The following is a 26,185-nucleotide window of genomic DNA, read 5'->3' as shown; positions in this document are numbered from 1 at the left end:
GGAGAGCGCGCATCTTACTGCACGCGCGCCTCGGTTCGCCTCAAGCATTCACGCTTCGGAATCCGGCTTGCTGCGCGGATGATCGCTGCTCGCGGCCGGATCGACGTCGGGATCGATGTGATCGTCCTCCGGCGTATAAGCGCCTTGCTCCGGATGATCCTTGCCCTTCGGTACGAGCGAAGGGTCCATGTTGCCGTGCTCGCGCTGTTCGATCGTGCCGTCCGCTTTCTCTTTGACGTCGCCTTCGCCGATGGCTTCGCGCCGCTTGTCCGCGCGTTCGACCGGATCGGATGGTTCGGGATTCATTTCAATATCCTGGTGATTCGAATCGATTCGAGTGAGTTTGGTGACAGCCTCGAGCAATCACTGTTCCGCGATGCGTCCGGCAGGGCGTTCCGTCGTCAGCGACGACAATAGCTTCAACAGACTCTCGACGTTGACCGGCTTCACGAAGTGATAATCGAAGCCCGCCGACTGCGCGCGCAAGCGGTCTTCGGCTTGCCCATAGCCCGTGATCGCAACGAGCAGCGGCGCGCTAGCGCCCTTGCGGCGCAAGCGTCGCGCAAGCTCGTATCCGTCGATGTCCGGCAAGCCGATATCGAGCAACGCGACGTCCGCGTCGAATTGCGTTGCCGCCAACGCTTCTTCCGACGAATACGCGACACGCGTGACATGTCCCTCGGATTCGCACAGCATGGCGAGAGAATCGGCGGCGTCGCGATTGTCATCGACAACCAGCACGCGCAGCGCAGCTTGCGTTTCGAGCCCGCTGCCATCCGTTAGCGCCATCGCCGAATGCCTTTCATGATGATGCAGACGCGGCAATCGCACGGTGACGGTCGTGCCGAGACCCGGCCCGGGACTTTGCACGGTGATGGTCCCTTTATGCATCTCGACCAGTTTCTTCACGAGCGATAGCCCGATGCCGAGCCCGCCATTCGACCGGTCCAGCGTGCGCTCGCCTTGCGAGAACAATTCGAAAACCTTCGGCAGCAGGTCCGCCGAGATGCCGGTTCCCGTATCCGCAATCACGATCGATACCCAGTCCTGGTCCGCTTCCACGCTCACCGATATCTGCCCTTGTTCCGGCGTGTATTTCGTTGCGTTGTTGAGTACGTTGACGAGGATTTGTGAGAGACGCGTGACATCGGCGCAGACCCAGGTGGTTGCATCGGGAACATCGACCTGTATGTGCTGCTTGCGCGATTCCACCATGCCCGCAATCGCTTCGACCGCGTGATACACCGCCGTGCCGACGAGAATCGGCTCGGTCTTCAACGCAATGCGCCCCTGCGTGATGCGCGACACTTCGAGCAGGTCATCGACGATGCGCGTCATATGCTCGACCTGTCTGCGCATCAACTCGATGAGATCGTCCGTGCGCGTCGAGAGCGTTTCGTCTTTCTGCAACAGCGCGATGGCCGTGCGCAAGGGCGCGAGCGGATTGCGCAACTCATGCGCGAGCATCGCGAGGAATTCGTCCTTGCGCCGGCCCGATTCGCGCAGCACCAGCTCCATATGTTTGCGCTCGGTGATGTCGATCAGACTGCCGATGATACGCAGCGGCTTGCCGTCGTTGCTGCGTTGAAGCAGGGCGCTGCCTTGCATCCATCGCTCGCCGTCCGAGTCCTTCACGCGGAATTCGAACTGCTCGCCGGGCGCATCACCGGCAGCGAGCCGACGCACGTAGCGATCGAGCGTCGGTGCATCGTCGGGATGAATGCGGGCGAGCGCTGCTTCGTACGTGACCGTTTCGGCAGGCTCGGGCCGCTGCTTGCCGACGATCTCGAACATGAGCGACCACGTGGCCAGCTCCAGCGAAACGATGTGGATCTTCGCTGCCTGCATTGCCACCGTGAGGCGAAGACTGCGCGCTTCGATCGCGGCTTGCGCTTCGTATCGCGGCGTGACGTCGGTTGTCGTGCCGAACCATTCCTGCAGATTGCCGCGCTCGTCGTAGAGCGGCGCGGCTTGCGCCTGCACCATGCGAAAAACCCCATCCCTTCGATACATGCGAAACGTGAGCGTGCATGGGCCGCCCTGACGCAACGCGGCGAGCCATGCTTTACGCGTCTGCTCGCGGTCATCGGGATGAATGAAATCGAGCCAGCCCCAGCGCGATAGCCGGTCGCGAGGCGCGCCGGTGAAGTTCTGCCAGTCGCCGCTCGAAGGATGAATCTCGCCGTTCGCATCGGCGGACCAGATGAGCGCACCCGTCGATTCCACCAGCGCGCGATAACGGCGTTCGCTAAGACTCAGCCGTTCTTCGTCCGCGCGATGATCGCTGATATCGAAACTCACGCCATACACGCGCGTGAGGACGCCGCGCGCGTCGTATTCGGGATTGCCGCGCATGCGCACCCATCGCCGAGAAGTTGCTACGCCGTCGAGGACGAAGTCGAATTCGAATGGGCCGCGTTCGTGCAATGCTTCTGCGAGCTTGCGCTGAAACGGCTCGCGATGTTCGGGCGCCACGCGATCCCATATCTCCGAGAGCATCGCGGACTCGGTGCCCGGCGGAAACGAGTACATCTCCGCGAGTTGCGCCGTCATGCGCACCACGCGCGTGGTCATGTCCCATTCCCACGCGCCCATGCGTGCGCCCGCGAATGCGGCCTGCAAGCGGCGTTCGCTCGCTTCGTATAACTCCCACGCGTGCCGGCATTCGTGTATGTCGATGGCCACGCCTACCGTGTCGGCAATCCGGCCTTCCTGGTCGCGTGTCGCCTGAAGGTGCAGCGTATGCCAGCGGAATTCATGATCCACTCGCAGGAGCCGGACATCGACATTGCTCAGGAGCGTATCGCGCATTTGACGCAAAGCGTTGAGTACGCATTCTTCATCCTGATGATGAATGAATTCACGCCAATGTCGTCCGATCAATTCATCCAGTTCGATGCCGAGGTAGCGGCACGCCCACGGATTCGCGTACTGAATGAAGCCGTCGCGCGCCGCGCGCCACACGAAGGACGGAAGAAAGTGAGCAGGATCGTACATGGGCGTCCTTGCTGCGGTTGAACGGCGAGCGCGTCGCCGGCGCGGCTTTCTTTGCTTGGTATTGTTTTTCTACCTACGGATACCATACCGCATTCAATGGCGCACGAACGCACGCCCGTGCGCCATGAGTGCTTCGCTTAAGTTAGCCATCCTCGCCGACTGCGTTCGGATCCGGTAAGGGTGGGCCCTTGTCTGCGTCAGGCGGTGCGGGCTCATTTGCTGCGTTCTGTTTTTGTTCGTCGCTCAAGCGACGATCTGCTGCGGTCGGATCGCTATCGGTTTGCTTGGGCGGTGTCGAACGATCGGTTTGTTCGGTCATGTGAGTTCCTTTTGTTGTGTTGAAAAGAAAGCGGTTCGTCGAACGGTGTTTGCATCCGTCATGCCTGATGGCCGACAACGCTTCGATAGCCTTGGGCATGGCCGATGCTTGAACGAACGCTTCAAATGCCTTCTGTCATTCGAACGTTCATGACCATGTTTCATCGCAACACGGTCGCGCTATGTGCGGGATTTGTAGCGCTCGCTTCATCGAACGCGCATGCCGCGACGATCACATCGGCTCCCTTCGGCGCCACGCAGCAAGGGCAGCCGGTCGTGCAATACACGCTCTCCAATGCGCGCGGCGTGTCAGTGAGTTGCATGACATATGGCGGTATCGTCACGAGAATCGACGTTCCCGACAGACGCGGACGGCGTGCGGACGTGGTGCTCGGCTTCGCGTCGCTCACCGATTACGAGCGGTATAACGGCAACATCCATTTCGGCAGTCTGATCGGGCGCTATGCGAATCGCATCGCGCAGGGACGATTCACCATCGACGGACATACGTATCAACTGCCTATTAACGATCCGCCTAATACGCTGCATGGCGGGCCGCATGGCTTCGACGAGAAAGTTTGGACGGTCGTGCGGACATTCCAGAACGCGGCCGGCGCGGGCGTGCAACTGCGTTATGTGAGTCCCGATAATGAAAACGGCTTTCCGGGCGCGCTCACGGTGGACGTCACCTACACACTCACCGACGACAACGAAGTGCGCATCGACTATCGCGCGAAGACGGACAAGCCGACTGTCGTGAATCTCACGAATCACAGCTATTTCAATCTGGCGGGCGAGGGCAGTGGAAGCGTTGAAGACCAACTCATCATGATCGCCGCATCGAGCTATACGCCCATGCGCGCGGATTCGATACCCACGGGCGAGACCGCATCGGTGGAAGGCACGCCACTCGATTTGCGTGCGCTTACGCCGATCGGCGCGCGCTTGCGTTCGTCGTTTCCTCAGCTACGTTATGCGCGTGGATACGATCAGAACTACAAGCTCAACAAGTCGGGCCAGCGTGACGGCGAACCCTCGTTCGCTGCGCGCGCTTATGACCCGTCGAGCGGCCGCGTCCTCGATGTCTATACGACGCAGCCCGGCTTGCAGTTCTATACGGCGAACGGGCTGGACGGAAGCGTGACCGGTGCATCGGGCAGCGCGTACCGCCAGACCGATGGCTTTGCGCTGGAGGCCGAGCACTTTCCGGATTCGCCTAACCGTCCATCGTTTCCGTCGACCGAGCTTAGGCCCGGCGATGAATATCATGAAATCACGGTATGGAAGTTCAGCGTGCGCTAGACACTGGCTTTTACGTCGGTACGCACGGGCTTGAGTGTTGAGACCAACGCCATTACGTTTGGCTTTCGCATTACGAGCGAGTCGAATGGTCTCTTCTATTCGCGAGAATCCCTCAAGCAAACCATTGCCACTCCCCTGAAGCGCGTGAGATGCTTCGCTCTGCTGCATATTCCAAAAAACGCGAGCGCGGCACGAGCGGGACCAGTCCGAGTCATCATCCTTCGAAGGAGTGGACATGTTCGTACTGTCGCAGTATGGCAAGACGCGTGATGCGTCGCAACACATCCCGTTCAATGCGCGTCGTCTTGTTGGCGCGTGGATCTTCTTGAGCGCGGCGAGTGTCGCTCATGCGGATACGCAAAGCGGCTATGTCGTGCCGCCGCCGCCGAGTGAGTTATATGGCGAACTGTTCGTCGCAGTGCAAACGCAGCAGATTTATCCGGATCAAAAGACTTTCGTCGATGCCACGCCGAAGATGGACCCCGCGCAAATCAACGCGCTGTATCTTCAGCAGCGCACGGTGCCGGGCTTCAGTCTATCCGCTTTCGTCGCGCAATACTTCACGCCGCCGACGGATCAGGTCATCACGCCGCCACCGAACCAAACGCTGCGCGAGCATATCAACTGGCTTTGGCCGGCGCTGACGCGCAATACATCCACGGTGCCCCCGTACAGCACGCTCATTCCCATGCCCAAGCCGTATGTCGTGCCCGGCGGACGGTTTCGCGAAGGCTACTACTGGGATACCTATTTCACGATGCTCGGCCTTCAGGAAGCGGGCCGCGAAGATCTCGTCGACGACATGCTCGACAACTTCGCTTATCTCATCGATACGATCGGCCATATTCCAAACGGCAATCGCACTTACTATGTGAGCCGCTCGCAGCCGCCGTTCTTTTCCTATATGGTCGAACTCGCCGCGCACAAGGAAGGCGGGCGCGTATATCAGAAGTACCTGCCGCAGATGCGCCGCGAATACAGCTACTGGATGAAGGGCGCGCATACGCTGCAAGCGGGCGAGGCCGTGCGCAACGTTGTGATGCTGCCGGATCGCACCGTCCTCAATCGCTACTGGGACGAACGCGATACGCCGCGCGACGAGTCGTATCTCGAAGACGTGCAGACCGCGAGTTCAGTGTCGAGCCGTCCCGCCAACGAGGTTTATCGCGATCTGCGCGCCGCGGCTGAAAGTGGCTGGGACTTCAGCTCGCGCTGGTTCGGCGACAACCAGACGCTAGCGACCATTCGCACGACATCGATCGTTCCCATCGATCTCAATAGCCTCATGTTCCACCTCGAAACCACGATCGCACGCGGCTGTGGCGAAGCGCACGACTTCCACTGCGTGGCGGAGTTCATCGGCAAGGCGGCCAGGCGCGCGATCGGCATCAACAAGTATCTCTGGAACAGCAACGGCTATTACGGTGACTATGACTGGAAGCTCGCGCAGCCGCGCAACAATCCATCGGCGGCGATGCTTTATCCCTTGTTCGCAGGAGCCGCGTGGCCCGATCGCGCGCATATCACGGCACAGACGGTCGAGACTTTGCTTCTGAAGCCGGGCGGTCTCACGACAACTACGCACAACACCACGCAACAGTGGGATGCGCCGAACGGCTGGGCGCCGCTGCACTGGATCGCAATTCAGGGTCTGCGTCGTTATGGCCGCGCCGATCTTGCGCAGCCCATTGGCACGCGTTTCCTGGCCGACGTGAATCATGTCTATGCCACGGAGCAAAAGCTCGTGGAGAAATACGTCGTGGAAGGGACGGGGACGGGCGGCGGCGGGGGCGGAGAATATCCGCTGCAGGATGGGTTCGGCTGGACCAATGGCGTGACCTTGCGTTTGCTCGATCTCTACGCGCCGGGCCAATAGCCGAAGTTGACGCAGCGAGGCGGCTCGTTCGCCACCTCGCATTTCGATGCTTATTCCAGGCCTTCGACGACGCGGAAATCGCGCTCGCATGCATCGCCCAGCACGCGCAATGCTTCCTGATACTTGTCGCCGTTAAACGTGGCGAGTGCCTGATCCAGCGAATCGAATTCGATCAGCACCGTGCGCTCCGCGATGCCCGCGCCATGCGCCATCGAAGCGACGCCGCGTGCGAGCGGCCGGCCACCGCCTTCCTTGATCGCGACCGTCGCGAGCTTCGAATACTCGGCGACCTGGTCGGGCTTGTTGATCTTGCGATATGCGCTAACCCAATATGCCTTTGCCATCTGATTCTCCTGTTTTTTGTTGAGCGACCTGGCGCGATGCGCCGATGCGAAGGCGAGCATAGCAAATAATCGCCCAAGACTTCTTTCCGCCGATTCCACGTATTTCAGTGAAGAGTGCTTTCCGTGTCTAGGGGTTAACCCGAAACCCTTACAGGCCTAGACTTCACTCACTGCTTCGACACTCCGGGGGTCCTCGGAAAACGTTCAAGCAAGCACCCAAGTCACTGGAGTTAAGAAAATGAAGTCTTTGATTCGCGCAGCAGTTGTCGCCACCGCTCTGATCGTTCCCGCTCTCTCGTTCGCGCAAGGCAGCCAGATCACGCGCGCCCAGGTGCGTGCGGAACTCGTGGAACTGCAAAGCGTGGGTTATCACGTCGGCGACGGCGATCAGGCGCATTATCCCGATGCCATTCAGCAAGCCGAAGCCAAGCTCGCCGCGCGGCAAGGCGCGACCGCTTACGGCGGTGCTGTGAATGGCACGACGCAATCGGGCAATAGCGTTTCGAAAGCCGACTGGAACGCGATGTACACCCGCTAAGCGCATCTCATCCGGCGGCGCGGCGTCGAGCCACGCTGCCGGTGAAGTAAGTTAGTCCGCAGCGTATTTGCGATCGAGCTCGTCGAACAGCGGTTTGTTCACGAGCCTTTGGCGTTCTGCAAAAGGCGCGACGACAGCAGGATCTTCATCCAGCCGTCCATGCTCCTTGAGCGCGCCGAGCGCCGTTTGCATGCCGCGCACCGCGCTTTGCAAAGCCGCGTTCGCATACAGCACGAGGCTGAAACCGAGTCGCTGCAATTCATCCCGGCCCGTCACGGGCGTCTTTCCGCCGATCACGATGTTGATCAGTTGCGGCGCATTCACCAGCTTGTTCAACGACGCAATCTGCTCTTGCGTTTCGATCGCTTCGATAAAGAGAATGTCCGCGCCCGCTTCGACGAATTTATTCGCGCGTTCGATCGCGGCATCGAAGCCCTCGACCGCGCAGGCATCCGTGCGCGCGATGATCTGGAAGTTCTCGTCCTCACGCGCGTCGACGGCGGCGTGTATCTTGCCGACCATCTCGTTCGTCGAAATCACGCCTTTGCCCGCGAAATGGCCGCATTTCTTGGGCATCACCTGATCTTCGAGTTGCACCGCGTCGGCGCCCGCACGTTCCAGCGTGCGGATGGTGTGGCGCACGTTGAGCGCATTGCCGAAGCCCGTATCCGCATCGACGACGAGCGGCAAATCGACTGCATCGCGAATGCGCGTCGTATGTTCCGCGACTTCCGCGAGGCCGATGAAGCCGAGATCCGGCATGCCGAGCGACATGTTCGTGACGCCCGCGCCGGTAATGTAGAGCGCCTCGAAGCCCAGATCGGCGGCGACGCGCGCGCTCATCGCGTTGAATGCGCCCGGCAGAAGCAGGCCGCGACGCGCATTGACCAGTTCACGAAACGCGGCGCGGCGGCGGGAAGAAGTGGTTGTCATGGCAGGATTTCCGCAAAAGAGAAGGTCGGCATCGAGGCATGCGGTGCGAATGCACTACGTCATGCACGCGATGCCATTGCCTGCCATGTTAAAGCGTGCGGACCGTGAGCGCTAATTCAGCCGCCCGAAACCCGCAATGGCCGCTCCTCTTTGCCGCGCAATCCGTAAGCCGTCAGCATGCGGTAAAGGGTGACGCGCGAAATGCCGAGTTCGTCGGCGGCTTCGCCAAGCCGTCCGCGATGACGCAACAGCGCCACTTCGATAGCCTGCCGCTCCGCCGCCTCGCGCGCCTGGGCGAGCGTAGTCGGTGCCGCTTCGACGTAATCGCCGAGTTCGAGATCGCTTGCGAGAATTTGCCGTCCTTCACACATGACGATTGCGCGCCGTACGCGATTGATGAGTTCGCGCACGTTGCCGGGCCATCCATAGTTATGAAGCGCGGCGATCGCGCAAGGCGAGAAACCGCGCAGCCGCCGGCTTGCATCCTTCCTGAAGCGCTCGAGCATGTGATCCGCGAGCAGTTCGATATCCTTGCCCCGCGTGCGCAACGGCGGTTCGTCGATCTGCAGCACGCACAAACGGTGATACAGGTCGGCGCGAAAGCGTCCTTCGAGCATCGCGGTCTGCATGTCGACGTGCGTCGCCGAGATGATGCGGACGTCCACCGACGTGGAGCCTTGTCCGCCCAGCCGTTCGATCTTGCGCTCCTGAAGGAAGCGCAACAGGCTCGCCTGGCTTTCCAGCGGCAAATCGCCGATTTCATCGAGAAAGAGCGTGCCGCCGTCCGCCGCTTCCACGCGGCCGATCTTGCGCTGATTCGCGCCCGTGAACGCGCCGCGCTCATAGCCGAATAGTTCGGACTGCAAAAGATGGGGTGGAATCGCGCCGCAATTGATCGCGACGAAAGGCTGCGAGCGGCGCGCCGAACGTTCGTGTATGGCGTGCGCAGTGAGTTCCTTGCCGGTGCCCGATTCGCCGGAGATGAAGACGGGCGCATCGGTCATCGCGACCTTGCGGATCGACCGATAAAGCGCCTTCATCGCTTCGCAATTGCCGACCATGCCGCCTTCGGTGCCATCGGACTTTTGCGGATCGTTGCTGGCGACATCGTGCAGCGAGACCATGCCGTAAGCGTGGCCCACGGCATCGACGATGCGGTCCGCCGACGAAGGCACGGTCACGTAATCGAAGCAGAAATCGCGGATCAGGCGGCACAGCTCCGGGTCGTCCGTGTGATCGGCGGTGACGGTGGCGACCCAGCCGATGCGATAGCCCGACAGCAAAGCGGTGAGCGCTTCGATGTCTTTGATGAACCCGCTGCTCGTCATGTCGACGATGCCCGCAGCGACGCCCTTGCCATGCCTCGACAATCTCGGCAGCTTGGCCGGATTGACGTACTCGATATTCCAGCCGCGTGCGTGCAGGCGTTCGGCCAAGTCTTCCGACACTGCGCGTCCGGCGAAATAGAGCGTCCTGGATTCCCCGTACATGATTCTTCTCTCAGATATTGTGTGTTTGTGGACACAGTATCCTTTGGATTCGTCGGGGTAAAAAGCCGCGCAAACGATATGCGGCTTTTTAATGTTTACATTGGCGACCGCAACCCGATTGAAAACGCCTGCGCATATTTTGCGGAACGGGCGTTCATAAAAACGGCTGACAGTCGTGCCTTTTTTGAGCCAACGCCCGCCACGCACGGCTAAGCGCCGATCGGCCGCAGGAACGTTTTACTGGCCTGCGCTAAGCAAGCCTTAAGCGTCGGTTCGTGAAGAAAAGCGGTGGAAAGGGTTAACCCTTCATCGCGCGTTCGAGCTGAGCGGTCACCCATGAGCGGTCGAACGCGCCGGCTGCGATGGAACGCAACGCTTGCGCTTCCTTTTGTTCCTGCGCGCGCGCACGTTCGATGACGTCCGTTGCATCGGCTTGAGGAATCGCTAGCACGCCGTCTTCGTCGCCCACGACGATGTCGCCCGGATGCACCACCATGCCGCCGACCGTCACCGGCACGTTGATCTCACCGGGACCGTTCTTGTAAGGTCCGCGATGCGTGACGCCTTTCGCATAGACCGGAAAGTCGCGCGCACGCAGCGCGGCCACGTCGCGGATCGCGCCGTCGATCACAAGTCCCGCAATGCCGATACTTTCCGCATAGCTCGCCATGATGTCGCCCATGAGCGCCTGATGCAGGTCGCCGCCGCCATCGATCACGAGCACGTCGCCGGGGCGGCAGTCGTCGAAGGCCGCGTGAATCGCGAGATTGTCGCCGGGGCGCGTGCGCACCGTGACGGCCGTGCCGGCCATCGCTTTTGGCCGATGAAACGGCGTGAGACCCACGGCGCCCGATGCGCGCGCCATGTTGTCCGAGAGAAGCGACACGGCAAGCGCCTTCAGCGCGTCGAGCGTCTGAGGGCTGGCTTGAGCGGCGGACGGGTGATGCCGCCATCCGGGAGCATTCATGATGCGACTCCTTGCATCGAGAGTTGTTGTTCGAGTCTTGCGCCGAGGCGCGGATAAACGGCGCGCGCGTTGTCTTCGAAAATGCGCTGCTTGTCTTCGGTCGCGAGCCACGCGATGCCGTCGATATAGCGGCGCGTATCGTCGAAATGATGTCCTGTCTCCGGGTCGATCCCTTGCACCGCACCGATCGTCTCCGATGCGAACAGGATGTTCTTCGCCGGTATCACGCGAGCCAGCAGTTCCGCGCCGGGCTGGTGATAGACGCAGGTATCGAAGAACACGTTGTTCAGCAGATGCTCGGACAAGAGCGGCTGCTTCATGTCTTGCGCAAGACCGCGATAGCGTCCCCAGTGGTACGGCACCGCGCCGCCGCCGTGCGGGATGATGAACTTCAGCGTGGGAAAGTCCGCGAACAGATTACCCGTGAGCAATTGCATGAACACGGACGTATCGCCATTGATGTAATGCGCGCCCGTTGCATGGAAGTTCGGGTTGCACGACGACGACACGTGAATCATCGCGGGGACATCGAGATCGACGAGCGCTTCGTAAAGCGGATACCAGTGACGGTCCGTCATCGGCGGACCGGACCAATGACCGCCCGAAGGATCGGGATTCAGATTGCAGCCTATGAAGCCCAGCTCTTCAACGCAGCGCCGCAACTCGGGAATGCAATTGGCGGGATTCACGCCGGGCGCTTGCGGCAACTGACATACGCCGATGAAGTCCTGCGGAAAGAGCGAAACGACACGATGAATGAGGTCGTTGCATTCAGCCGACCATAGCGCGTTGGCATTCGCATCGCCGAGGTGATGACCCATGCCCGCGGCGCGCGGCGAGAAGATCGTGAGATCGATGCCGCGCTCGCGCTGCACGCGCAATTGCGCGTTGCGTATCGTCTCGCTGATCTGCTCGTCGCTTATGCTCGGGCGCGGCGGAACCGTCGTGCCGTTGGCGAGCGCTTCGATCTGGCGCGTGCGCCATGCTTCGTGTTCGGGGGGCGACGTCGTGTAATGGCCGTGACAATCGATGATCATGAAATGACTCGCGTGTGTGTCAAATGGATTGGCTGGCATCGCTGCGCGCATCGGCGTTTTCGTCCGCATGCGCCGCTTCGTCTTCGGACGGACGCACGCGCATCACGAGCGCAATGAGCGTTGCAACGACAAGGAATGCAGCGATGGTCACCAGCGCGAGCTTGAAGCTGCCGGTTGCATTACGCACGAGGCCGATGCTCCACGGCCCGACGAGCCCGCCGAATTGCGCAATCGTGTTGATGAGCGCGATGGTCGCAGCGCCCGCCGCGCCCGTTCGAAACGAAGCGGCAAGACTCCAGAAGAGCGGATTGCCGGCATAGATGAAGAGGCCGGTCACGCACAGCAACGCATACGCGATGACAGGCGAGGGTGCATACGCGCTTGCCGCGATCGCCACTGCGCTCATGCCATAGACGAATGCGAGGTGCTTCTTGCGATCGCCGGTGCGGTCCGAACTGCGGCTGATGACGAACGTACCGAGTACGCCGAGCAAGGGCGGCGCAGCCGAGAGAAAACCCACTTCCATGTTGCTCAGATGACCCAGGCTCTTGACGATCTGCGGCAGCCACAAAAAGAGCCCATAGATGCCGACGAGCGCGCAGCCGAAGAGACAGGCGAGGCTCCAGACGCGGATATCGCCCGCCACGCGCCACATCGATACATGCGTGTGGCCGCCCAACGCATTGCGCTCCGCTTGCAGCGTGCTTTCGAGCCATTGCTTTTCGTCGGCGGTGAGCCACGTCGCATCCGCGGGACGTTCCTGCATCACGCGCAATGTGATGACGCCAAGCAGCATCGCGGGTACGCCTTCGCAGATGAACATCCATTGCCAGCCCGCGAGACCCAGCACGCCGTTCGCGTAGGTCATCAATGCGGTCGAAACGGGACCGCCGAGCACCGCTGAAAACGAGCCCGCGATGATATAGCCGCCCACCGCGCGCGCGCGGTAGCGCTCGGGAAACCACTTCGTCAGGTACACCGCGACGCCCGGCAAGAAGCCCGCTTCCATCACGCCGAGCAGAAAGCGCACGGCATAGAAGCTCGTATCGTTGAAGACGAACGCGGTGGCGGCCGCGACCGCGCCCCATGTAATGAGAATGCGCGCGATCCATCGCCGTGCGCCCACGCGATGCAACAAGAGATTGCTCGGCACTTCGAGCAGCATGTAGCCGACGAAGAACACGCTGCCTGCGAAACCGAATACCGCGGGACTGAAGTTCAGCGCGTGATTCATGTCCAGCGCGGCGAACCCTATGTTGATGCGGTCGAGGTAATTGAAGAACATCATCGCGAAGAGCAACGGCATGAGGCGGCCGTAGACCTTGCGCATCGTCGCGGACGCGATGGCTGATTCTCTTTCCGATGAAAGCGCCTGGTTCATCTTCGTCTCCATGCTGCGCAGGCTTTTTGCCCGCGTCTATGTGATGGCGTGATGCGGGCGCATTGATTCGCCCGGTCACGAACGACGATCATAGGGACGCGAGGCGCAGTCGTCCAAGACGGATTGCGTATCCTTGTATAGGCTTTTGCTTATAGCGTGCGCGAACGCTTGGGCAGCGCTTTAGCGTGGCGTATCGACCGATGGAAGACACGCGAGGAACGCTTGCAGATGAGGCGATGTATCGCCGGTTCGAAAGCTCGCTGTCAGCGACGTGATCTGCGCCGCGCCAGGCCCCGCGAGATGCCGATACACCACATCGGATCGCCCGTGGCGCGCGACGGATTCACCCACGTAGGTCACGCCGAGCCCCGCAGCGACGAGCGCAATGGCCGTCTGAATCTCGTAAGCTTCATGCGCGATGTTGAGCGCGACGCCTGCATCGCGATACAGCGAAGCGATCAGACGAGGGAACTGCGCAGCGGGATGCTTCGGATAGACGATCAGCGGCGTCGTCGCGAGTTCGCCGATGCGCACGGTCTTGCGTTTCGCAAGCGGATGATCGGAAGCGAGCACCGCCATCACGCGTTCGTTCAGCAGCGTGCGCGTGGTGCACGAGGGCACATCGGGCGCCTGTCTGCCGATGCCGACATGAATGCGCGCGTCGCGAAAGGCATCGGCCTGTTCCTCGGTCAACATTTCGAACAGCTTTAATTCGACTTTCGGATACGCCGAATGAAAGGCCTTGAGCGCGGGCGGCAGCACGCTATACATCGCGGAGCGCGTGAAGCCGATGGCGAGCCAGCCATGCGTGCCCGCGCCGATGTCGCGCACGCCGAGCGTCGCCTGCTCGCAGCGTTGCAGTATCTCGCGTGCTTCGGTATGAAAGTAGCTGCCCGCTTCGGTCAGCCGCAGCGGCCGGCTGCCGCGATCGACGAGCTGGCTGCCGAGCCGCGCCTCGAGCGCGCGGATTTGCTGCGAAAGCGCAGGTTGCGCGATATGAAGGCGCTCCGCCGCGCGGCTGAAGTTCAGCTCTTCAGCAAGCACGATGAAGCATTGCAATCCCCGTAAATTCATTGCGTGGCGCTCCTGCGGCGGTGCATTTTTTTTTCGATGACGGACGAGGACATCACCCTCGTCAACGCAACATGATAGCGAGCGGCACCGCGCGCTTGCACCAGACAGAGCTTGCTGTTTTTTAACGGCCGTTGCGCGCTCCCGCAGCAGCATTGGCCGCGTTCGCTGAATTCGCTGAATTCGCGGCGTTCGCTGCATTGGCGTTGTATGCCCCGCTGTTTGATGGATTGGCCGAATATCCCGATGTGGCCGGGCTTTGGGTCGTCGAATTGGTATTGGCTCCAGGCGATGATCTCGGCGGCTTCGGCTGAAGCGTCTGGTTGATGACGCCTATTTGCCCGAGTTTATGGGCGGCGCTGCTGTCGGCATGCGCGGCATCGGCCATGCAAACGGCGGCCACGGCCATCGACAGTGCGGCGGCGGCAATGCGATTTGTCTTCATGATGATCCTCCACAAGGGACGCTCGATGCGCCCGGACAGCCTGTCCATTGTGCGCAAGTAGCTTGCCTGCGTGCAGGAGGGTTTCTGCTTACGGTGACAAGGCACCACGATTCGCCTTTCGCCTACATGCGCGGTCGATGCCCGACGCTCGAACTGCGGCGATATCACGCATGAGCAGAGTGCAATATCCGGACGAAAGCGCTGCACTCAATCGGTAAGATGTACTACGCAGTACCTAGCCGATTTTGCATTGGAGAGCTCCATGTTTCCCGAATACCGTGACCTCATTTCCCGCCTCAAGACAGAAGACGCGCATTTCGCCAGGCTCTTCGAGCGTCACAATCAACTCGACCATGAGATTCAGAACATGGAAAGCGGCGTGACGCCCGCGGATGCGTTCGCCATCGAATCGCTCAAGAAGGAAAAGCTGTTGTTGAAGGACAAGATGTACGTCGTGCTGCGAAAAGCCGCGCAAGCCGCTTAAAAATTCAAGCCAACACCGCAGCATGCCAGGGAGAGATTGAACGTGAAAACCGCGCACCCATCCGAGGGAAACAGAAGCAAGACTGTGCAACGATCCGCGAAGGACGATCTGGACGGCGACGTCAGCGTCGTCGAAGCGTCGGAGCATGTGATCAGGCGCGAAACGCAAGAGGCGGTCGATGCCGCGAACGAACTGATTTCCAGCAGCATGGAAGACATTCTCGTGAGCGCCGCATCCGGCAGCGTCGGAACGCGGCTCGATACGTTGAAGGCGATGATGGGCGGCCTGTCGCCGGATGAGATCGCAACGTTGCGCGCGTATTTGCTGGAAGGCGCATCGCCGATCGGTGCGCAGGGTTCGCGCCGTCAGCGTCAGGACGAAGAGCTTGCGCCGGGCTGGCGTCATGGCGGCTACCCGTACAAGCATCTCATGTCGCGGCAGGCGTATGAGAAGCAGAAGTATCGGCTGCAAGTGGAATTGCTCAAGCTGCAGGCGTGGGTCAAGGAAACGGGCCAGCGTGTCGTCATTCTGTTCGAAGGTCGCGACGCGGCGGGCAAGGGCGGCGCGATCAAGCGTTTCATGGAACATCTGAATCCGCGTGGCGCGCGTGTCGTTGCGCTGGAAAAACCATCAGAACGTGAACGCGGCCAGTGGTACTTTCAACGTTACGTGGAGCATTTGCCGACAGCGGGAGAGATCGTTCTGTTCGACCGTTCCTGGTACAACCGCGCGGGCGTCGAACGCGTGATGGGCTTCTGCTCGAGCCAGGAGTACGACGCGTTCATTCAACAGGTGCCCGCGTTCGAGCGTCATCTCACGCAGAGCGGCGTGCACATCATCAAGTTCTGGTTTTCGGTGAGCCGCGCGGAGCAGCGTCGCCGTTTCAAGGAACGTGAAGTGCATCCGCTCAAGCAATGGAAGCTGAGTCCGGTCGACCTCGCATCGCTCGACAAGTGGGAGGACTACACCGCCGCCAAGGAAGCGATGTTCGCTCACACCGATACCGCCGATACGCCCTGGACCGTGGTGCGTTCCGATTGCAAGAAGCGCGCACGGCTCAATGCCATGCGCTACGTGCTGCATCGCTTGCCGTATGCGAATCGCGATGTCCAGACCATCGGGCCTGTCGATCCATTTATCGTCGGGCGTGCGTTCTGATCTTCAAGCGTCGGCTGTCACCAACTCGTGCGCAAGCAGGCTTGCTTGCGGCGTGAGCGCATCGAAGGAGCGGGCGCATAGATGCAGGCGACGCGTGGCCCAAGGCTCGGATAGCGGCGCCATCACGAGCCCGGGGCGCTTGAGCAATTGCGCCGACGCACGCGAAAGAATGGCGATGCCAATGCCCGCTTCGACGAGCATTCCCACGTTGTCGATGCTGCGCATGTGAATGCGGTAATTGAGCTGTCGGCCAAGCCGAGACGCGCGCTCGGCAAGATGCATCTCCAGCGCGGCGTCCGCGAGTCCCACGAACGCTTCGCCCACGATATCCGCGAACGCCACCGCGCTTTCGTTCGCCACGCGATGCGTGCGGCTCGTCACCACGACAAGCTGATCCTGCGCCACCACATGCGTCTTGAGGCTCGCCAGGTCCGTGATATCGGCGACGATGCCCAGGTCCACGCGTCCTTCCATCACGGCCTGCACGATTTCTGAACTGGGCCGCTCATCGAGATCGATCGACAAGTCGGGGTGCGCCGCAAGGAAACGCGTGAGCCGCGGCGGCAGATAGGCCGCCAATGCCGCCGTATTCGACATCAATTTGATGCGGCCTTTGAGGCCCGTTGCGTAGGTCCGCAATTCGCCGCGCATCTGTTCGACCTGCCCGAGAATCATGCGCGCGTGCCGCACGAAGCTCTCGCCTGCGGCCGTCGCTTGCACGCCGCGCCGATTGCGCTCGAGAAGCGGCGCGCCCAACGCCGCTTCCATGCCCGCGATCCGCTCGCTCGCCGATGCCAGCGCGAGATGCATGGCCTGCGCGCCTGCTGTGATACTGCCGCGTTCGATCACGGTCAGGAAGAGACGCATGTCGGTGAGATCGAAACGCATGCCGTGCCTTCGGCCGCGCCGAAGCCTCGCAAAGGAAATGCCAGATTGTAAGCGCGCACCGCGCTCGCTACGATTTGCCGCATGGAACCTCTCATCGTAGTGATCTTCGCGGGATTCGTCGCGGGGGCAATGAATGCGCTGGCCGGCGGCGGATCGTTCGTGAGCCTGCCCGCGCTCATTGCGGCGGGGGTGCCACCGGTCCAGGCGAACGCATCGTCGACTGTCGCGCTCTTTCCCGGCGGCGCCGTGAGCGCATGGGCGTATCGCGATGGCCTGGGTCCTGTCGGCTCCGTGTCGATGCGCAAGCTGCTCGTCGCGACGCTATTCGGCGGCCTGGCCGGCGCAGTGCTGTTGCTGTCGACATCGTCATCGACATTTTCGTTCGTCTTGCCTTGGCTGCTGCTATGCGCGAGCCTGACGCTGGCCTTCGGGCGACGGCTCGGCGAAGCGTTGCGCAGGCGTTGGCGCATCGGCGCGCCCGCCGTGCTCGCTATTCAATTCGCGCTGGGCGTCTATGGCGGCTATTTCGGCGGCGCGGTCGGCATCATGATGATGGCCGTGTGGGGCTTGCTCGACACGCGCGACCTGAAGAGCCTCAATGCGCCGCGCACGCTGCTCGTGAGCGCGGCGAATTCGGTTGCGGTGATCACGTTCGCCGTGGCGCATGCCGTGCGCTGGCCCGAGACCATCGCGATGCTCGTGGCCGCCATTGCCGGCGGATACAGCGGCGCGCAAGTGGGCCGGCGCGCATCGCCCGCGCTCATCAGGACAGGGACGCTGCTCGTGAGCGCAGGCATCACGGTCGCGTTCTTCGTGAAGACTTACGGGCCGATGCTGTCGCATCGATGACGCGTCATGTTCCTTATCGAACCATCATGATCGATGCCTTGCTCGAAACCGTCGGTGCGCTTTCGGTGCTCGCAAGCGTGGCCGCGAAGATTGCATGGATGCGCGAGCATCGTGAAGACGTGGCCGATCACACTGCCTCGCCGACGCGCCGCCCGCAATGCGCGCGCGTCGAACATGCGAAGCGTGGCGCTGCGCGGCATCGTCGATGCAGGCAACGTGACTCAGCGCGCGTTGCGCACGAGCGGCGGTAATCCGAGCGGTTTGGCCGCCGATTCATAGGCGCGAATGAAGCGGGGATCGTCGGCGAGTTCGCGCGCCATCCACTTGGCGAGTTCGTCGCTGCAAGCCGCTTGCGCGATGGAATCGAAACACGGCGAGTTCGCGGGCATCATGCTCGCCGCCCAATAGAAGCTGAAGAGCGTCTGCTTTTCAGCGGGCTCCATGTGGATGGCATCGGGCGCGGTGCCGGAAAGCCAGCGTTCCAGCTTGGCCGTCAGCGTCGCTTCCGTTTCCTGCTTCTCATAGGAGAAGACATAGCCGCCGCCTGCTTGCGCCGTGTGAAAGTCGTCCATGACGACGGCAGTCACGAAGCGAACCGCGCGTGCATTCGCCGCAAACGATTGCGCATGCGCGTTGACGATCACGCACCAGAGCATGACGAGCAATGCACTTGTTGTAGGCCGTGCCCATGCACGGAATTCTTGTCGATTGCTTCGCGGCTTCACGCAGGTACAGAGAAAGAGTTGGACGCTTCGGAGGTTCACGGCGCCGGGGCCGATGCGCGATTCTACTGATTTATCGCGACGCCGGATAACGCACGCGCAAAAAACAAACGGCCCCGAAGGGCCGTTGTGCACCGAGGCTAGACCGCTTGTATTACAGCGGCTGGATAGTCGAAGCCTGCTTGCCCTTCGGGCCTTGCTTGACTTCGAAGCTCACCTTTTGGTTTTCCTGGAGCGACTTGAAACCCTTGGACTGGATTTCGGAGAAATGTGCAAACAGGTCTTCGCCGCCGTCATCCGGCGTGATGAAACCAAAACCCTTTGCATCATTGAACCACTTGACCGTACCTGTTGCCATTTTTCCAAACCCTATGAGACGAATTAAACGTTGAAGATGCGCTCGCCGTTTCGAGCGACAGTGATTTTTACCACGGCTTGCTATTTTGGTCCAATAAGCGTTTTTGCTTAGCTTATTGCCGCACGGTCGTCATAAAAGCCAAAATTACTTGGCCGCTCGCAATATACCGGTTCATTTTTCCTCTTTGCGTTTCGCGAGTCTGTTCGGTTTCGTACGAACTAACCCAACTGAATGCGTCGGCTGGCATCCGGGCAGATTGGCGAACTTGCGTCCACAATGAGTGAGTCAATGTCCTCTCACGGAGACTCGCAATGTCATTGTCGTCGAACGAATCGCCTGTCTGGTTCATCACGGGTTGCTCGACCGGCTTCGGCCGGGAACTGGCCGCTGCCGTTATCGAGCGCGGCTGGCGCGCAGTCGTTGCCGCGCGAAACCCGGATAGCGTGACGGATCTCGTCGAGCGTGCGGACGGCCGCGCGATCGCCGTTCGTCTCGACGTGACGCGCCCCGACGAAATTGCGGCCGCGATGAGCGATGCGCGCGAGGCGTTCGGTCATGTCGATGTGCTCGTCAACAACGCGGGCTTCGGCTATCTCGCCGCCGTCGAAGAAGGCGAGGACGACGAGGTGCGCGCGATGTTCGAAGCGAACTTCTTCGGTGCGGCCGCGATGATCCGCGCCGTGTTGCCCGGCATGCGCGAGCGCCGCTCTGGGCATATCGTCAATATCACGTCGGTGGGCGGGCTCGTCGGCAATCCCGGCAGCGGTTACTACGCGGCGACGAAGTTCGCGCTGGAGGGCCTGGGCGAAGCGCTTGCCCGCGAAACGGAAGCACTCGGCATCAAGGTCACGGCGGTCGAACCCGGACCGTTTCGCACCGATTGGGCGGGGCGCTCGCTCAAGCAGACGCAACAGGCCATCGACGATTACGCGGAAGTCGCGGGCCGCCGCCGCGCGGGCATCGCAGAGAAGAGCGGCAAGCAACCGGGCGATCCCGCGCGTGCGGCACAAGTCATCATCGAAGCGGTGCTCGCGCCGCAACCGCCTGCGCATCTCGTGCTCGGCAATGCGGGCATGGACCTCGTGCGCGGCAAGCTCGCGCGGCTCAATACGGACCTCGACGCATGGCAGGAACGCAGCGCGTGGAGCGATAACCCCATCGAGTGACGGCGTTCGTCTTTGCATCGATCATGGAAACGGCCGAGCAACATGTGTCGCGTCTCGTCGCGAACGATGCGGCGGCGCTCGGCATCGCGCCGCCCGTCGTGCGGTTCGTCGCGACGAATTCGGGGCCATGCTATGAAGCGCTCTTCGATCGCATTGAAGTCGATGCACGCACGCTTCTGTTGCCCGAGCCTTTGCTGCGGCTCGTGATCGCGCATGAAGTGGCGCATGCCACGCAACGACGGGCGCTTTTGCTCGACTTCGCGTGGACCGTGCTCGGCGTGGCGGCGCTCATCGCGGGGCCGTGCGTCATGTTCGCGGCGTGGCCCGATGAAGACCTGTGGCGCGTGTCCGTCCCTGGTGCTGTGTTTGCGTTCGTCGTGGCGATGTTCTTCAAAGCGTGGCGAGCGCATGGCGCGAGGCGCGCGATTGCACTCGAACTCGATGCCGACGCCAAAGCCGCCTTGATTTGCGGCGCGCGGCCCGCATTGCAGGCGCTCGAAGAAATGACGAAGCGCGGTATCGTCGACGAGATTCGCCTTCAGGCCATGCGGGAGCGCTGCAAGTAAGTTAAAGGACTGGAACGCGCGTGCCGTTAAAGGTCTTGATGCGCGCTTGCATGATCGGTCATGTTGACTTGTCGAAACGCGGCATCGGATAAAGATACAGGATTCATTCATGAGCGATGCTAAAGGCGCTGCCAGCACGATTGCAATTCACTCGGCTTCGCCGGGCTGCGCGGGATGCAAGACCGATCCCGATTCGACGATTGCGCTTGCGTTCGCGTTTCAGCCGATCGTCGATGTCAAGGCCGGCGTCGCCTATGCACACGAAGCGCTCGTTCGCGGACCGCAAGGCGAACCGGCAGGCACGGTGCTGGGGAAGGTGAACGCCGAGAATCGCTACCACTTCGACCAGCGCTGCCGCACGACGGCCATCGCGCAGGCCGCGCAACTCGGGATGGAAGGCTTCCTCTCGATCAACTTCATGCCGAACGCGGTGTATCGGCCCGAGGCCTGCATTCGCAGTACCTTCGAAGCGGCGGACAAGCACGGCTTTCCGATCGAGCGAATCATCTTCGAGACGGTGGAGGGCGAGGACATCATCAGCCGGCCGCATCTCGTCGATATTTTTCGCGCCTATAAGCGTTTCGGTTTCCAGACGGCTATCGACGATTTCGGCGCGGGCTATTCGGGCCTCACGCTGCTCGCCGATTTCCAGCCGGATCTCATCAAGCTCGACATGGATCTCGTGCGCGGCATCGATACGGATACGGTGCGGCAACGCATCGTGCGCGGCGTGCTCGCCATCTGCCGCGATCTCGGCGTTCGCGTGATCGCGGAAGGCATCGAGACCAAGGGCGAGCGCGACTTCTTCGTCGCCAACGATGTGCAACTGATGCAGGGCTACTTCTTTGCCAAGCCCGCTTTTGCGGCAGTTCCTTCGTTGAGCGCGCAATCTTTCGCTCTTTAAGCGTGGCTCGCTTTTTGCGTGAATGTTGCGTGACCTGAAAACGCGAAGGCAACGCCCTTGCATGGGAAGGGAACCAACGCTTCCGGATGACCGATCATGCTTGTCTTGTTTGTAGAAGATGACACCCATCTTTGCGATGCATTCAGAGACCTCGCGGTGTCGCTGGGTCACGTCGCGCACGTCGCTTATGACGGTCATCAGGCGATGCTGCTCGCCGCCGCCCACAGCTACGACACGATCTTCCTCGATCTCGGCTTGCCCGATGTCGACGGTCGGGATTTATGCCGGCGTTTGCGCGCGGCGGGGCCGAGCAGGCTCGCGTGTGTCGTGGCGGTCACGGGCGATGACCGGCACCAGAATGATGCGCACGAGCACTTCGACGGATTTTTCCTCAAGCCATTCACCGCGGATGGCTTCAGAGCGGTGCTGAACGCGTGCTAAAGCGCTTGACGCTTTTCTTCAGCTACAGATCCATGTCTTCCGCAGCCTTTCGCGCGCGACGCTCTTCATTGGCGCGTCGAGCGCGCAAGCGTTGACGCGACAGTTGCGCGATCACTTCGCCGGTGCTCGCGCCTGCCGCGATTTCATTGCGTATGACGTTCGGAACCATGGGCAGGCCCATGCGCTGTCTGCGCAGCGCACGTGCGATGGCGGTTCGGCAGTCTTGTCCGTGACAGTCCCATTCGTCGCGGATTCTTTCGCAGTAAGGGCACTTTTCCATTCGTGCAGTTTACTGCGAAATGTACGCCTGCCGCCCGTGCGCCCGGCCACTCAGCCGCTCAACTGATTCGACGGAGCCGGCCGGCGCGCGCGCTGATGATGATCGAGGCTGCGTCGCAAGACTTTCTTGACGAGCGATTTGAGAAAGTGTACCGACCGATCCGCACGCACGTTCAAATCGAATGGCTTGAGTTGGACGACTTCGCGCCCATTGCGCTCGGCCAGTCTCGCCCGCGTTTCGCGATGATCCGCCGCCATCTCCGACAGCGTTTCCGACGCTTCCCGGAACGATGCGCGATCGACGCGTGCGCACACATGGCAGGCGCGCTGGAACACTTTGTCGAAGACGGTCAGCCAGAAGTCGTCCATTTCGCCGCCATTGCAGCGTGCAAGCGCTTCCTGCCCATTGATGCGCAAGTCGCGCATGTCGTGCAAGGTTGCTTTCTGCGTGATGCTGCCGAAGCGCCGCCGATAGCCGAGCAATGGCTCGCTCACGCGGAAATATCGCGTGGCGCGAAGGTACATCGACGGTATGACCGCCATGTCCTCGTACTGTCTGCGAACCGGGAACGGCATGTCCCTGAACATCGCGGTGCGATACACGCGCGCCCACACGAAAGTGTGAAACGTGTCCGCGAACTGCTCTAGCGCATCGCGATTCATCGGATGGCCGCCGTCTTCGCCGGCGTTCACGAGGTCGAGGTCCTCGAGTTCGTGGCCGTCGTCGTCGATGATCTTGACGTTGTATTCGACGAGGTCGTACTGGTCTTCGGCTAATCGCGGAATGACCGCTTGCGTGAAGTTCTTCAGATAGATGTCGTCGCCATCGAGAAAGCCGACATAAGGCGTGCGCACGGCGGCAAGGCCCGTGTTGCGCGCGGCGCTCACGCCGCCATTCTCCTGCCGCATGACTTCGATATGTCTGCCGCCGTCGCGATCGGCCACGGCTTGCGCCGCTGCATAGGTTTCGTCATGAGAGCCGTCGTCGACGACGACGATCTTCATTGCATCGATATGAGGCTGCGAAAGCAGGGATTCGAGTGCTTCCTCTATATAGCCTTCGACTTCATAGGCTGCCACCACGATGGTGAGCAGCGGACTTTTGTACTGCACAGAGTCACGTTCAAAGGACATATGGACGCTCCGTCGTTGAGGGTTAGGGTTGCGTCGCGTGGTTGACGCAATGGCGCGCGAAGCTGCGCGCGCCCCAGACGAGTGCTTGGGTCGAATGTCTGTCGATGATGTCTGCGGCGAGCCCGGTCATTGCATCGAATGCGATGGAAGGGCTACGTTGAGCCGTCTCATCGGGCCTTGAGCCCCGATGTGATGCGCTGGATGTGATGGCGAATCGCAGTAGATCGGGTTTGCCGAAGCGGGTTCCCCCGAATCGCTTTGGTACGACCTGCTGCTTGGAAACGTGCTGTGAGATGCTTTCGCAAGAACGGTGCCGCGCTCATTGATCGCGCGGTACGATGCATCTTAGCCGTACAAAAAAGAATGAACGCCGCGAGGGCGTTCATTAACGTGAAACACAGGCTTCATGCAATCAGGCACGAAACCTGTGCATGTCATGCGCTATCGATTGCTGAAGAGCTAGCGCTCGACGAAGCAAACTCAAACGCGGAACATGCTGACGGCACGCGCAAGACGCTCGGCATGGTCGCGCAATTCGGCGGTCGAATGCTCCGCCTCGCCGACGAGGGCCGCGTTCTGTTGAGTCGCTTCGCCGATCAGCATGACCGCGCTATTGACCTGCTCGATGCCGCTTGCCTGCTCTCGCGACGCGACGCCGATCTCACCGACGATCGCATTGACTTGCGTCACGCGTTCCACGATGCCGTTCATCGTGCTGCTGGCCTGCTCGGCGATCTTGTATCCGCGCGAAACGTTGGCTGCGGATTCGGCGATCAACGCTTCGATCTCCTTCACTGCGCCCGCGCTTCGTTGCGCAAGCGCTCGCACTTCGGATGCGACCACCGCGAAGCCCTTGCCGTGCTCGCCCGCACGCGCAGCTTCCACGGCCGCATTGAGCGCGAGAATGTTCGTTTGAAACGCGATGCCTTCGATCGTCGCGGTGATGTCCGCAATGCGACGCGAGGATGCGTCGATCTCGCTCATCGTCTCGACGACGCGGCTCACTGCTTCGCCGCCTTCACGCGCGGCATCGGACGCCGATGCCACGAGCGTGCCCGCCTGCGCGGTATTCGCGGCGTTGTGCTGCACGGTCGATGTGATCTCTTCCATGCTGGCCGCGGTTTCCTCGACGCTTGCCGCCTGCGTCGCGATGCGCGATGCAATGTCGGTGCTGCCCGAAGCAAGACGCGCCGTGCCGTCCGTCATGTCGGCGGATGCGCTGCGCACTTGCGCGACGATGCCCGCGAGCCCTTGCGCGATGCCGTCGATCGCGCGCATGAGGCGGCCGATATCGTCTTCGCGATCGGTATCGATGCGCACGGTGAGATCGCCCGCTGCGATACGTTCCGATGCGCGCGTGACTTCATCGATGGGACGGCCAATGAGGCGCTTCACCGCATACAGCAGCACGCCGACGAGCGCGACGATGACCGCGAGCCCGAGCAGCAGGAAGCGATTGCGGCTCGCGTGCACGCTGGCGAGCAACTCATCGCGATACGCAATGCCGCCGATCACCCAGTTCCATTGCGGCACCGTCATATAGACGATTTCCTTCGCGCCGCCATGCACGCGCGCGTTGGCGCCGGCAATGTCCTCGCCTTCGAATGCGAGCTTGCCTTCGCGCGTATCGAGCATGTGCTTGAAGGGCGCGACGCGCTCGTCCGCCATTTGTCCTTCACCGCCCGGATGCACGAGCAGCTTGCCGCGATTCGCGCCATTCGATGCGTCGACGACGAAGTGATAGCCGCTCTCGCCGATGGTGAGCTTGCGAATATCGTCCTGCAGCGCGGTCATCTCCGACGAAACATCGACGCCGACGAACAGCGCGCCGATCACGCGGCCCGACGCATCCGTCACGGGCTTGTACTCGGTGATGTACTGCTTGCCGAAGAGCGCGGCAATGCCGATATACGACTTGCCGTTCAGCACCGGCCCATACGCCGGTCCCTTGCGATCGAGCAGCGTGCCGATGGCGCGCGCGCCATCCTGCTTCTTGAGCGAGGTCGTCACGCGCACGAAGTCGTCGCCGGTGCGCGCGAAGATCGTCGCGATGGCGCCGCTTTCCGCGAGGAACGCATCGGGAATCGAGAAGTCGCCGTTCAAGGGCTTGTCGCCCGTGAGGAGGGTCGGCGTCGCGACACCGCCGATATCGACGGCATGCGCTTCATCGAGCGTGAAGCCGTCCTGCATGCGACGCGAGAACATCGTCATGAAACGCGAGACTTCGGCGCTGACGGCCGTGTCGTAGAGGCCGATCATCGTGCCGATCGAACGGTTGTCGCTTTGGACGCGGGCCATCGCATGCGCGTTGATTTGATCGCCGGCAGAGTGGGTGACAGCGACCGTGAAGCTAGCAACGACGATTGCCGCAAGCGCACACGCGAAAGCGGCAAATTTGGCCCCGACGTTCGTGCGGGCCAGAGAGATGTGAGGCATGGGAAGTACGGGAGAGTTGCCGAAGAGTTGAAACGTTGTCGTCTCTATATCGGCAACAGGGGCCTGGACTTTAGGTGGACATGCTTCTCGCATGGGGCTGT

At 61.3% G+C, this 26,185-nt stretch carries 27 protein-coding genes; 10 read left to right on the top strand and 17 right to left on the bottom strand.

The genetic code is table 11. From position 1 onward, the window contains the following. Positions 1–48 precede the first annotated feature (48 nt). The 3 genes from AWB72_RS13325 to AWB72_RS28555 all read right to left on the bottom strand — a co-directional run bounded on the left by AWB72_RS13325 (position 49) and on the right by AWB72_RS28555 (position 3,415). A complete protein-coding gene (locus AWB72_RS13325; RefSeq protein WP_040052521.1) occupies positions 49–306 on the bottom strand; it encodes a hypothetical protein in 258 nt (85 codons plus the stop codon). 57 nt (positions 307–363) lie between these two features. Continuing rightward, positions 364–2,997: a PAS domain-containing hybrid sensor histidine kinase/response regulator gene (locus AWB72_RS13320; RefSeq protein WP_040052520.1), complete on the bottom strand. Its 2,634-nt coding sequence runs from the start codon at positions 2,995–2,997 to the stop codon at positions 364–366. 142 nt (positions 2,998–3,139) lie between these two features. Continuing rightward, positions 3,140–3,415 carry a hypothetical protein gene (locus AWB72_RS28555; RefSeq protein ID WP_143754628.1) on the bottom strand — a complete coding sequence of 92 codons (276 nt, stop codon included), beginning with the start codon at positions 3,413–3,415 and terminating at the stop codon, positions 3,140–3,142. Between the two features lie 50 nt (positions 3,416–3,465). Between AWB72_RS28555 and AWB72_RS13315 the strand changes: the two genes are divergently transcribed. Together AWB72_RS13315 and treA are read left to right on the top strand one after the other, a co-directional pair. After that, on the top strand, positions 3,466–4,617 hold the full coding sequence (locus AWB72_RS13315) for an aldose epimerase family protein (RefSeq protein ID WP_087128118.1): 1,152 nt from the start codon (positions 3,466–3,468) through the stop codon (positions 4,615–4,617). A gap of 235 nt (positions 4,618–4,852) precedes the next feature. Further along, on the top strand, positions 4,853–6,493 hold the full coding sequence (treA, locus tag AWB72_RS13310; RefSeq protein WP_040052519.1) for an alpha,alpha-trehalase TreA: 1,641 nt from the start codon (positions 4,853–4,855) through the stop codon (positions 6,491–6,493). A gap of 50 nt (positions 6,494–6,543) precedes the next feature. Here the strand turns inward: treA and AWB72_RS13305 are convergent, their stop codons facing one another. After that, positions 6,544–6,837, bottom strand: coding sequence for a DUF1330 domain-containing protein (locus AWB72_RS13305; RefSeq protein WP_040052697.1), 294 nt, complete (start codon positions 6,835–6,837; stop codon positions 6,544–6,546). A 238-nt stretch (positions 6,838–7,075) separates the two neighbouring features. On the opposite strand from AWB72_RS13305, the gene AWB72_RS13300 reads away from it, so the two are divergent. Beyond that, entirely contained in the window at positions 7,076–7,375 is a 300-nt protein-coding gene (locus AWB72_RS13300; RefSeq protein ID WP_040052518.1) for a DUF4148 domain-containing protein, read from the top strand. Positions 7,376–7,426: 51 nt separating this feature from the next. Here AWB72_RS13300 and AWB72_RS13295 read toward each other — a convergent pair whose 3' ends face one another. The 7 genes from AWB72_RS13295 to AWB72_RS13265 form a co-directional block, all read right to left on the bottom strand. Further along, positions 7,427–8,308, bottom strand: coding sequence for an isocitrate lyase/PEP mutase family protein (locus AWB72_RS13295; protein ID WP_040052517.1), 882 nt, complete (start codon positions 8,306–8,308; stop codon positions 7,427–7,429). 116 nt (positions 8,309–8,424) lie between these two features. Continuing rightward, on the bottom strand, positions 8,425–9,798 hold the full coding sequence (locus AWB72_RS13290) for a sigma-54 dependent transcriptional regulator (RefSeq protein ID WP_040052516.1): 1,374 nt from the start codon (positions 9,796–9,798) through the stop codon (positions 8,425–8,427). 298 nt (positions 9,799–10,096) lie between these two features. Then, positions 10,097–10,765, bottom strand: coding sequence for an RraA family protein (locus tag AWB72_RS13285; protein ID WP_040052515.1), 669 nt, complete (start codon positions 10,763–10,765; stop codon positions 10,097–10,099). Then, entirely contained in the window at positions 10,762–11,802 is a 1,041-nt protein-coding gene (locus AWB72_RS13280; RefSeq protein WP_040052514.1) for an amidohydrolase family protein, read from the bottom strand. Before AWB72_RS13280 ends, AWB72_RS13285 begins: the two co-directional genes overlap by 4 nt. Before the next feature lie 19 nt (positions 11,803–11,821). Beyond that, entirely contained in the window at positions 11,822–13,183 is a 1,362-nt protein-coding gene (locus AWB72_RS13275) for an MFS transporter (RefSeq protein ID WP_052450089.1), read from the bottom strand. 180 nt (positions 13,184–13,363) lie between these two features. Then, positions 13,364–14,257 (bottom strand): LysR family transcriptional regulator, encoded by an 894-nt coding sequence (locus AWB72_RS13270; protein WP_040052513.1) that lies wholly within the window; start codon positions 14,255–14,257, stop codon positions 13,364–13,366. 121 nt (positions 14,258–14,378) lie between these two features. Further along, positions 14,379–14,699, bottom strand: a complete 321-nt coding sequence (locus AWB72_RS13265) for a hypothetical protein (protein ID WP_087128116.1) — start codon at positions 14,697–14,699, stop codon at positions 14,379–14,381. Between the two features lie 262 nt (positions 14,700–14,961). On the opposite strand from AWB72_RS13265, the gene AWB72_RS13260 reads away from it, so the two are divergent. Then, positions 14,962–15,183 carry an HP1242/YdcH family protein gene (locus AWB72_RS13260; protein ID WP_040052512.1) on the top strand — a complete coding sequence of 74 codons (222 nt, stop codon included), beginning with the start codon at positions 14,962–14,964 and terminating at the stop codon, positions 15,181–15,183. An 84-nt stretch (positions 15,184–15,267) separates the two neighbouring features. Beyond that, entirely contained in the window at positions 15,268–16,341 is a 1,074-nt protein-coding gene (gene ppk2, locus AWB72_RS13255) for a polyphosphate kinase 2 (RefSeq protein ID WP_040052695.1), read from the top strand. Between the two features lie 3 nt (positions 16,342–16,344). On the opposite strand, the gene AWB72_RS13250 is transcribed toward ppk2, so the two are convergent. Next, entirely contained in the window at positions 16,345–17,229 is an 885-nt protein-coding gene (locus tag AWB72_RS13250) for a LysR substrate-binding domain-containing protein (RefSeq protein WP_040052511.1), read from the bottom strand. An 81-nt stretch (positions 17,230–17,310) separates the two neighbouring features. On the opposite strand from AWB72_RS13250, the gene AWB72_RS13245 reads away from it, so the two are divergent. After that, positions 17,311–18,078, top strand: coding sequence for a sulfite exporter TauE/SafE family protein (locus AWB72_RS13245; RefSeq protein ID WP_040052510.1), 768 nt, complete (start codon positions 17,311–17,313; stop codon positions 18,076–18,078). 221 nt (positions 18,079–18,299) lie between these two features. Here AWB72_RS13245 and AWB72_RS13235 read toward each other — a convergent pair whose 3' ends face one another. After that, a complete protein-coding gene (locus AWB72_RS13235; protein WP_244285628.1) occupies positions 18,300–18,734 on the bottom strand; it encodes a hypothetical protein in 435 nt (144 codons plus the stop codon). 220 nt (positions 18,735–18,954) lie between these two features. Next, positions 18,955–19,158 carry a cold-shock protein gene (locus AWB72_RS13230; RefSeq protein ID WP_008347993.1) on the bottom strand — a complete coding sequence of 68 codons (204 nt, stop codon included), beginning with the start codon at positions 19,156–19,158 and terminating at the stop codon, positions 18,955–18,957. Between the two features lie 311 nt (positions 19,159–19,469). Between AWB72_RS13230 and AWB72_RS13225 the strand changes: the two genes are divergently transcribed. From AWB72_RS13225 to AWB72_RS13210, 4 genes are all read left to right on the top strand, one after another. Beyond that, complete coding sequence (locus AWB72_RS13225; protein WP_374728895.1) at positions 19,470–20,324, top strand: oxidoreductase; 855 nt, start codon at positions 19,470–19,472, stop codon at positions 20,322–20,324. Beyond that, positions 20,321–20,890 (top strand): hypothetical protein, encoded by a 570-nt coding sequence (locus AWB72_RS13220; protein ID WP_244285615.1) that lies wholly within the window; start codon positions 20,321–20,323, stop codon positions 20,888–20,890. The genes AWB72_RS13225 and AWB72_RS13220 overlap by 4 nt, the downstream gene beginning before the upstream one ends. 109 nt (positions 20,891–20,999) lie before the next feature. Further along, positions 21,000–21,794, top strand: coding sequence for an EAL domain-containing protein (locus AWB72_RS13215; RefSeq protein WP_040052507.1), 795 nt, complete (start codon positions 21,000–21,002; stop codon positions 21,792–21,794). A 96-nt stretch (positions 21,795–21,890) separates the two neighbouring features. Next, a complete protein-coding gene (locus AWB72_RS13210) occupies positions 21,891–22,235 on the top strand; it encodes a response regulator (RefSeq protein ID WP_040052506.1) in 345 nt (114 codons plus the stop codon). Positions 22,236–22,257: 22 nt separating this feature from the next. Here the strand turns inward: AWB72_RS13210 and AWB72_RS13205 are convergent, their stop codons facing one another. The 3 genes from AWB72_RS13205 to AWB72_RS13195 form a co-directional block, all read right to left on the bottom strand. Continuing rightward, positions 22,258–22,515, bottom strand: a complete 258-nt coding sequence (locus AWB72_RS13205) for a hypothetical protein (RefSeq protein ID WP_040052505.1) — start codon at positions 22,513–22,515, stop codon at positions 22,258–22,260. Between the two features lie 50 nt (positions 22,516–22,565). Then, positions 22,566–23,648 carry a glycosyltransferase family 2 protein gene (locus tag AWB72_RS13200; protein ID WP_052450070.1) on the bottom strand — a complete coding sequence of 361 codons (1,083 nt, stop codon included), beginning with the start codon at positions 23,646–23,648 and terminating at the stop codon, positions 22,566–22,568. Between the two features lie 480 nt (positions 23,649–24,128). Then, the gene (locus AWB72_RS13195; protein WP_087128115.1) at positions 24,129–26,084 is read right to left on the bottom strand and encodes a methyl-accepting chemotaxis protein; all 1,956 of its coding nucleotides are present in this window, start codon (positions 26,082–26,084) and stop codon (positions 24,129–24,131) included. Positions 26,085–26,185 lie beyond the last annotated feature (101 nt).

It is taken from the genome of Caballeronia concitans, assembly GCF_001544615.1.
GTDB classification, from domain to species: Bacteria; Pseudomonadota; Gammaproteobacteria; order Burkholderiales; family Burkholderiaceae; genus Caballeronia; species Caballeronia concitans.
This window is presented reverse-complemented; position numbering and strand designations above follow the sequence as displayed.